The organism is bacterium (assembly GCA_040754625.1).
Classification (GTDB): Bacteria; JACRDZ01; JAQUKH01; order JAQUKH01; family JAQUKH01; genus JAQUKH01.
This window is the reverse complement of sequence record JBFMCF010000056.1, coordinates 1-4,652: the sequence shown is the minus strand read 5'-3', so window position 1 is coordinate 4,652 and position 4,652 is coordinate 1. Positions and strand designations below refer to the sequence as shown.

The following is a 4,652-nucleotide window of genomic DNA, read 5'->3' as shown; positions in this document are numbered from 1 at the left end:
TTTTTATTCACTTGAAATGCCCTTTTTTTTGGTTGTTATGTCTTTTGACAAAATCATTTTAACCAATAGAATTGGGCATTTCAAGTTCTTTTTCGCTTTTATTTCAAAAAATTACGCTTGTGTAAGGTTTAGTTTGACATCAGTATTTATAAATGTTATAGTTTAATCCAGATGAAAACAAAAATATTAATCATATTGTTTATTTTTAGTTTTTTCCCGGTGTTTATTTTAGCGCGAAATTCAGCGCAAAATAACGCGGTGCATATTATCCCGATTAAAGGCACGATAGAATTGGGGCTTTCCGGTGTTGTGAAACGCGCGGTAAAAGAAGCTAAAGAAAAGCAGGCAAAAGCCATTATTTTAGAGATAGACACATACGGCGGCAGGGTTGACGCGGCTGATGAGATATGCGGTTTTTTAAAATCAGCGGAACCTGTCCCCACAATCGCGTTTGTTGCCGAGGAGGCGTGGTCCGCCGGGGCTTTGATCGCTTTGGGATGCAAGGAAATATATATGTCCCCGGGTTCGAGCATAGGCGCGGCCGAACCGAGGGTAGGAATGGACGGGAAAGAAACTGCTGATGAAAAATCCGTGTCTGCGGTCCGCGCGAAATTCAAGTCACTTGCGTCTGAAAACGGGTATCCTGTAAATATAGCGCAGGGGATGGTTGATAAGGATCTCGAGATAAAAAAAATTAAAATCAAAGGCGAAGAATTCATTTTAACAAGCGAGGAACTGGATGAAAAAAAATCCCAATATAAAGAAAATGAGATTACAACAATAAAAATAATCAAGCAGAAAGGCAAGCTTATTACGCTCTCGGCGGATGAAGCTGTGGAATTAAAACTTGCGGGGAAAATAGTTAAAAACCGCGAAGAACTTTTATCGTTAAAAAATCTGGATAAGTTCGAAATCGTGGAAATTTCTCCGACGTGGTCGGAAAATTTAGTGAGGTTTTTGACCGGTCCGATAGTGAGTTCTTTCTTTATCACACTTGGGTTTTTGGGTATAATATATGAGTTGATGTATCCCGGCTGGGGGATATCGGGCACTATCGCGCTTGTATGCCTTTCTCTTTTTTTCTGGGGGCACTACCTGATCGGAATGGCTGAGTGGTTTGAAATTTTGCTTCTTGTCATAGGAGTTATTCTGCTGTCTTTGGAATTGTTCGTTGTCCCCGGTTTTGGAATCACGGGGATTTCGGGAATTACGTTAATAGCCGTAAGCATTTTTCTCGCGATGGTGAAACACCCGAACCCGTTGAAGGCCCCGAAAATAGAATTGTGGAGCGCGTTCTACACCTTATCATGGTCGGTGATACTTGTTTTTGCCGGTTTTGCCGCGGGTGTAAAATTTTTACCTGAAACGAAATTGTGGAAAAAAATAGTTTTATCCTCCGGGGAGGAAAGCGGGGTAACCCGGGATGCTTTTCAAAACTATTTAGGCAAAACAGGAAAAACAGTCAGCATCTTGAGGCCCAGCGGCCGCGCGATATTTGACGATAAAATACTTGATGTCCTTAGCGATGGCGAATTTATCGATAAAGATAAACAGGTAAAGGTTGTAAAGATTGACGGGAATAAGGTAGTGGTGGCCAAAGATATTTAATTATTATCTGGATTTACCCCGATGTTATAGCGGGGTCCAATTCATTCCGATAGTTATCGGATTCATTGGAGTTAAAAAATGTTATTTATCTGGTTTAAAATTCTTACATTTTTGGTACTCGGTTTTACTTTATTATTAATAGAATTATTCACGCCGACTTTTGGGGTGGTGGGATTGTCGGGCATAATTTTAATCATCGCGGGCTGTTACCTGACGGCAACGCTCCACAGCGCTGTCGCGGGAATTATTCTTTCTTTAATGAGCCTGGTAATGATTATTGCCGCGATAAAATTGTTTCCTAAAACAAGGATTGCCAAAAACCTTAAACTAAGCAAATCCCAGGATAAAACGGAAGGATACCATTCGGCAGATGACAGCTTAAAAGGATTTTTAGGAAAGGAAGGTACTGTTGTCACAACTTTGCGTCCAAGCGGGACGGCGCTTATTGACGGCAAAAAAGTGGATGTGATAACCGAAGGAGTTTTTGTCCCGGAAGGCGGGAAGATCAAAGTAACGCTTGTGGAAGGAAGCAGGGTAGTAGTTAAACAAATTTAGAAAATACAGATAACGGTTCAAACTGTTTGAACGGTTTGAACGAACTTAAATTAGGAGGAAAAAATGGAAGGCGGATTTATAATTATTTTGATGGTGATAATCAGTGTTCTTTTTCTGTCATTTTTTTTCTGGATCATTCCTGTAAGGTTATGGATAACGGCCATTGCCGCAGGGGTAAAAGTAGGGATTTTTAACCTTGTCGGTATGCGCCTGCGCCGTGTTGACCCGAATGTGATTGTTCTTTCTTTGATAAATATTCACAAGGCTGGGATGAAAATTACAAGCGATGACCTGGAAGCCCATTATCTCGCGTGGGGCGCGAGAAGAGACAAGCTCGGCGGGGCGGCGGAGCATGTTCTCCTGGTTGTAAGCGCGCTTATCGCCGCTGACAAGGCAAACATACCGCTTGATTTTAAACGCGCGTGCGCTATTGATTTAGCCGGGCGGGATGTCCTGGACGCGGTCCATACAAGCGTAAACCCCAAAGTTATAGACGCGCCGCCTGAGGCCGGAAGAACAATTGACGCCGTGGCAAAAGACGGGATACAGGTCCAGGCAAGGGCAAGGGTGACTGTGAGGACGAATATAGACAGGCTGGTAGGAGGCGCCACGGAACAGACGATTATAGCGCGTGTCGGTGAAGGTATCGTTACAACAATTGGTTCCGCGGACAGTTATAAAAGGGTTCTGGAAAATCCCGATTCAATATCCAAAAATGTTTTGTCAAAAGGCCTTGATTCGGGGACTTCGTTTGAAATACTTTCGATAGATATTGTAGACGTGAATGTCGGCAAAAACGTTGGGGCGGAATTGCAGACAAACCAGGCGGCGGCCGATTTGAAAATCGCGCAGGCCCGCGCCGAAACGAGGCGCGCGATGGCGGTCGCGCAGGAACAGGAAATGAAGGCGAAAACGCAGGAGATGACAGCTAAGGTAAAAGAAGCTGAAGCGGAATTACCAAAAGCTATGGCACAGGCGTTCAGGGAAGGAAAACTTGGCATAATGGATTATTATAATTTAAGAAACATTCAGGCGGACACTCAAATGAGGGAAAATATAGGCGGCAAAGGCGCTGAAAAAGATAAAAAACAGGAATAAATGGAAAAGCCCCGATGTTTATCGGGATGTTCTCATTGAAAACAATTATGGATTCATTAATAATATATTTAATTATAGGCGCGATATGGTTATTTCAATTCCTCGCGAAAAAGAAACGGCAGGCTGAAGCTGGGCAACATCAGGAAGAAAAAGAGCCTGAACGGGGCATATTCGATGAGTTAAAAGATCTATTGGAAAAAAGATACCAGTCTGAACAAGAATCTTTTCCAAAACAGCAGGATTTATTTGAGCAGGCTAAACAGGAAATTGAATCGCAAAAAGCCGAATCAGTTGAAGAACAGGAAACTTATGAAACTGAGACAGTAGAAGCTGAAGAAGCCCCGGAGCTTGAAACGGGGAAACTGACTCCGCTCCAGCCGCGGTATAAAGAGGTTCTGCTTAAAAAAATATTTGATAAGTATAAACCTGAGGCTATTTCACCTGAGCCTCAGGTTGAAACTCCGCCCGTGTCTTATTTTTTGAGCGATTTATCCGCTGATGTGTTAGAACAGGGGATAATACTCTCCGCGGTTTTAGGCCCGCCGAAGTCAGTTCTTATGATGAGAAGAATAAATTCAGATAACTATTAAATCAAAATTCTGGATATTTGATATTGTAATCGCGTCAAAGATGTACAAATTAATAGACTAATTTTACCGGATAAAAATCAGTCCGGAATGTCTATGGCAATGCGCAGGGCATGATCAAGTTCCTGAATTTTTTGCGGAAACAGGGTGCCGGTATAATTGGTCAACATTATCTTAGGTAAACTAACCAGTTCATCGCAGTGAATACTGCTGTCGTGTTTCAGGCCTTCTTCTACACCAACTGATACTTGTGTTGAAAGACCGTCGTGAACCGAGTAAACAGGAGCGCAAATAACTGTGGAAAAACGGGAATCAATAACTGCCTGCCGGCTTACTACAACAAAGGCCCTGGACTTTTTAGTATCCAGGCCGGAAGGATGAGCAACACGGTATAAGTAACCGCGTTTCATAATTTTACCTGATAAGCCAGAACATCCTCCGCTTCTTTATTAAGGTAATCGGCGTGTTTATTGATAATCCGGACGTCTTTAGCGTTTTGTTCATTGCGGATGATCTGGTGAATAAACGCCCACAACGCCTTTTCGATGAACTCTGAACGGTTTTTATGTCCTGTCCGCTGATCAATGGCGGTTAGCAAATTTTCCGATAAAGTAATAGATGTTTTTGTTTTCATACTACCAATATACTACTATTTGAATACCTTGTCAACCGTTCTATAAGAGAAGTATCCCCAAAATTTCAGCGTCAAAATAAAGCCGTTTGATAAATCAAATTATTTGTTTGGCCTGTTTTATTGAAAACTATGCCTGAATACTTTGCAAATATTTCTTTTATTCCGTCAGC

General features: G+C 42.2%; 6 protein-coding genes. 4 read left to right on the top strand and 2 right to left on the bottom strand.

What is annotated here, in order from left to right:
- Nucleotides 1-171 precede the first annotated feature (171 nt).
- The 4 genes from AB1498_04580 to AB1498_04565 all read left to right on the top strand — a co-directional run bounded on the left by AB1498_04580 (nucleotide 172) and on the right by AB1498_04565 (nucleotide 3,851).
- Nucleotides 172-1,608 carry an NfeD family protein gene (locus tag AB1498_04580; protein ID MEW6087558.1) on the top strand — a complete coding sequence of 479 codons (1,437 nt, stop codon included), beginning with the start codon at nucleotides 172-174 and terminating at the stop codon, nucleotides 1,606-1,608.
- Nucleotides 1,609-1,686: 78 nt separating this feature from the next.
- Entirely contained in the window at nucleotides 1,687-2,163 is a 477-nt protein-coding gene (locus AB1498_04575) for an NfeD family protein (GenBank protein MEW6087557.1), read from the top strand.
- 63 nt (nucleotides 2,164-2,226) lie between these two features.
- The gene (gene floA, locus AB1498_04570) at nucleotides 2,227-3,261 is read left to right on the top strand and encodes a flotillin-like protein FloA (GenBank protein ID MEW6087556.1); all 1,035 of its coding nucleotides are present in this window, start codon (nucleotides 2,227-2,229) and stop codon (nucleotides 3,259-3,261) included.
- A 35-nt stretch (nucleotides 3,262-3,296) separates the two neighbouring features.
- Complete coding sequence (locus tag AB1498_04565) at nucleotides 3,297-3,851, top strand: hypothetical protein (GenBank protein ID MEW6087555.1); 555 nt, start codon at nucleotides 3,297-3,299, stop codon at nucleotides 3,849-3,851.
- Between the two features lie 77 nt (nucleotides 3,852-3,928).
- Here AB1498_04565 and AB1498_04560 read toward each other — a convergent pair whose 3' ends face one another.
- Nucleotides 3,929-4,258, bottom strand: coding sequence for a type II toxin-antitoxin system PemK/MazF family toxin (locus AB1498_04560; GenBank protein MEW6087554.1), 330 nt, complete (start codon nucleotides 4,256-4,258; stop codon nucleotides 3,929-3,931).
- Entirely contained in the window at nucleotides 4,255-4,482 is a 228-nt protein-coding gene (locus AB1498_04555; GenBank protein ID MEW6087553.1) for a ribbon-helix-helix domain-containing protein, read from the bottom strand. The genes AB1498_04560 and AB1498_04555 overlap by 4 nt, the downstream gene beginning before the upstream one ends.
- Between the last annotated feature and the right edge of the window lie 170 nt (nucleotides 4,483-4,652).

Excerpts from the sequence above, each read along its gene's own strand:
- AB1498_04580 (MEW6087558.1), top strand. The coding sequence starts at position 172 with ATGAAAACAAAAATATTAATCATATTGTTTATTTTTAGTTTTTTCCCG.
- AB1498_04560 (MEW6087554.1), bottom strand. The coding sequence starts at position 4,258 with ATGAAACGCGGTTACTTATACCGTGTTGCTCATCCTTCCGGCCTGGAT.
- floA (MEW6087556.1), top strand. The coding sequence starts at position 2,227 with ATGGAAGGCGGATTTATAATTATTTTGATGGTGATAATCAGTGTTCTT.
- AB1498_04575 (MEW6087557.1), top strand. The coding sequence starts at position 1,687 with ATGTTATTTATCTGGTTTAAAATTCTTACATTTTTGGTACTCGGTTTT.
- AB1498_04555 (MEW6087553.1), bottom strand. The coding sequence starts at position 4,482 with ATGAAAACAAAAACATCTATTACTTTATCGGAAAATTTGCTAACCGCC.